Origin of the sequence: Aeromicrobium sp., from assembly GCF_036676885.1 — a bacterium.
Lineage (GTDB): Bacteria > Actinomycetota > Actinomycetes > Propionibacteriales > Nocardioidaceae > Aeromicrobium.
On record NZ_JAKFCB010000222.1, the window covers coordinates 1 to 3,262 of the forward strand.

General features: G+C 67.6%; 2 protein-coding genes and 1 pseudogene. 1 reads left to right on the plus strand and 2 read right to left on the minus strand.

Annotation, left to right across the window (positions count from 1 at the left end; genetic code table 11):
* The coding region (locus V6M46_RS10125) for a GMC family oxidoreductase (protein WP_332664429.1) at positions 1-1,280 on the minus strand (1,280 nt) is incomplete at its 3' end.
* 14 nt (positions 1,281-1,294) lie between these two features.
* Entirely contained in the window at positions 1,295-2,458 is a 1,164-nt protein-coding gene (locus tag V6M46_RS10130) for a steroid 3-ketoacyl-CoA thiolase (RefSeq protein ID WP_332664431.1), read from the minus strand.
* 102 nt (positions 2,459-2,560) lie between these two features.
* Between V6M46_RS10130 and V6M46_RS10135 the strand changes: the two are divergent.
* Positions 2,561-3,262: pseudogene (locus tag V6M46_RS10135) on the plus strand (steroid C27-monooxygenase); the annotation flags it as partial.

A 3,262-nucleotide genomic window follows, 5' to 3' on the forward strand; every position in this document is an offset into this window, starting at 1 on the left:
TCACCGGCCTCAGCCAGGTAGTTCATGTCGATCAGCGGCGCAGCGTTCGGGTCGCTCGAGGCGAGCCGCACGGTGCCGCGGCTGCGCGGATAGATGAGCGTCGACATCACGGTCAGCGCCCGCCGGCGGTCGACCTTGTGCCGGATCGGCGCGTCCTGGTTGGGCGACGGGTATGCCCAGGGCAGCACGTGGATCTGCAGGTCGGGAACGTCGGTGGCCAACGACGTACGTACGAAGCCGACGGTCTCGAAGACCGTGTTCTCCAGGAACGAGCCACCGACCGTGAGCTCGCGAGCCAGGCCGCGGGCGAAGTAGGTGGGGATGCCCCGGTGCACCGCATTCGGCATCAGCCAGGTGGTGGGCACGAACAGGTGGTCGTGCAGGTTGTCGCCCACGGGCAGGTCGGCCTTGACGTCGATGCCGTGCTCGGCGAGATGGGCGGCGGGGCCGACACCCGAGAGCATCAGGATCTGGGCGGAGCCGAACACGCCGGCGGAGAGGATGACCTCCTTGCCGGCGCGAACCGTCCGACGCTTGCCGCCCTTGTCGACGACCTCGACGCCGGTTGCGCGACCGTTCTCGATCACGACCTTCTGGACGTGGACCTCGGGCTGCACCTGGATGGTGGGCCAGTTGGTGTTGGTCAGATAGCCCCGCGATGACGAGAAGCGCTTGCCGTTGTGCGCGCTCTGCTGGAAACGGCTCACGCCCTCCTGCTCGGCGGCGTTGTAGTCCTTGAGGATCTTGACGCCCAGCGTGTCCGCGGTCGCCTGCTCGAACTGCAGCGACGCCTCGGTCGGCTGCGTGTGCCGGGTGACCTTGATCGGGCCGCCGGCACCGCGGTAGTCGTCCGCGCCGTCCTCGAAGTCCTCGACGCGCTTGTAGGTCTCGTTGACCGAGTCCGCGTCCCACCCGGTGTTGCCCTCGGCGGCCCAGGAGTCGTAGTTGGCCCGGTTGCCGCGCACCCAGAGCAGGCCGTTGATCGAGCTGGATCCGCCCACGACCTTGCCGCGAGTCTGCGGGACCACCCGGTTGTTCATGTGCTTCTGCGGGGTTGTGTAGTAGCCCCAGTCGACCTTCTTCTTGATCTTGGGCTCGGCGTGCATCGGCCCGATCATGCCTGGCTTGGTCACGAGCATCGAGGTGTCCTTCTTGCCCGCCTCCAGCAGGATCACCGATGCTCCGGAGGCTGCCAGACGTGACGCGGCTGCGGCCCCTGCGCTTCCGGCGCCGACCACGACGTAGTCGGCCTCGTCGCGCAGGTTGTCGTTCTTGGTCATGGCAGTCCTGTCAGTCAGATGCGTTCGATGATGGTGCCTGATGCCTGCGCCCCACCGGCGCACATCGAGATCAGGGCGGTGCTCGCGTCCCTGCGCTCGAGCTCATGGAGGGCAGTGGTCAGCAGCCGGGTTCCGGTGGAGCCGACCGGGTGGCCGAGCGCGATGGCCCCGCCGTTGACGTTGATCTTGTCCTCGGGGACGGCGTGCACCTTGGCCCATGACATCACCACGCCGGCGAATGCCTCGTTGACCTCGCAGATGTCGATGTCGCTGATCGACATACCGGTGTCGGTGAGCAGCTTCTCGGTCGCCTGCACCGGCCCGTCGAGGTGGTAGTACGGGTCCGCGCCGACGAGGCAGGACGCGACGATGCGGGCCCGAGGCGTGAGTCCCAGGGAGGCAGCAAGGTCGGAGTCCATGAGCAGCAGCGCCGAGGCGCCGTCGGAGATCTGGGAGGAGGTGCCGGCCGTGTGCGTGCCGTCGGGGAGCACCGGGTTGAGCGCAGCCAGCCGCTCGAGAGAGGTCTCGCGGATGCCCTGGTCGGCGTCGACCAGCTGCGTGTCATCGGTGGGCTGGCCGTCCTCGCCGAGGACCGGCGCCTTGATCGCGAAGATCTCGCGGGCGAAGCGGCCCTCGTCGCGTGCTGCCCGGGCCTTCTCCTGCGACCACAGACCGAACGCGTCGACGTCAGCCCGGGAGAAGCCACGGTCTCGTACGATCCGGTCGGCGCCCTCGAACTGGTTGGGCAGGTCGATCGACCAGTCGTCGGGCCGGGGCGAACCCGTGCCGGGCGGGACGTTGGCGCCGAGCGGGACCCGCGACATCGACTCGACGCCGCAGGCGATGCCGGCGCCGATCAGGCCGGCGCCGATCATGGCGTGGATCAGGTGGGTGGCCTGTTGCGCCGAAGAGCACTGGGCGTCGATCTCGGTGGAGGCGGTGGCATTGGGCAGGCCCGCGTGCATCCAGGCGCGGCGCACCATGTTGTTGGACTGCTCGCCGGCCTGGGTCACGCAGCCGCCGATCACCTGCTCGACCACGGCGGCATCGATGCCGGCGCGGGAGATGACCTCGGCCTGGGTCATGCCGAGGAGCACTGCCGGGTGGAGGCCGGCCAGCACGCCGTTCCTCTTGCCTTGGGGCGTGCGGACAGCATCGACGATCACGGGGGTGCCCATGGGGTAAAACTAGAACACGTTCTCGTCTTGCACAAGCCTTTCGAAACTCCGGAACTCATGTCAGGATGAACTAGAACGTGTTACAGAAATCAAGGAGCCCATGTGACCACGACGCCCGCCGCCCCCGCAATTCCCAGCGGTTTCGACCCGACCGACCCCGATCTGTGTCAGGCAGGCGTCCCGCTCGAACAGTTCGCAGAGCTCCGGCGTACGGCGCCCGTCTGGTGGGTCGAGCAGCCCGAGGAGTCGCGAGCCGGCTTCCACGGCGACGGCTTCTGGGCCATCAGCAAGCACGCCGACGTGTCCGCAGTGTCCAAGGACAGCAAGAACTTCTCCAGCCTGGAGAACGGTGCGATCATCCGCTTCGCCCCGGACATGACCCGGGAGCAGGTCGAGCTGCAGGGCATCATGCTGATCAACCAGGACCCGCCGGACCACACCAAGATCCGGCAGATCATCAGCCGCGGCTTCACGCCGCGCTCGATCAACGCCCAGCACGACGTGCTCGTCCAGCGGGCCAACAACATCGTCGACGAGGCCATCGCCAAGGGCTCTGGCGACTTCGTCAACGAGGTGGCCTCCGAGCTGCCGCTGCAGGCGATCGCCGACCTGATGGGCGTACCGCAGGAGGACCGCGGCAAGCTCTTCGACTGGTCCAACACGATGATGTCGTTCGACGACCCCGACTTCGAGGGCAACCCGGACGAGGCCGCCGCCGAGATCCTCATGTACGCGATGGGTCTCGCCGAGGAGCGGCGCAAGAACCCGCAGGACGACATCATCACCAAGCTCATCACCGCCGAC

What these genes read in the sequence shown, in the direction of transcription:
- V6M46_RS10130 (WP_332664431.1), bottom strand. Translation starts at nt 2,458, where the DNA reads ATGGGCACCCCCGTGATCGTCGATGCTGTCCGCACGCCCCAAGGCAAG.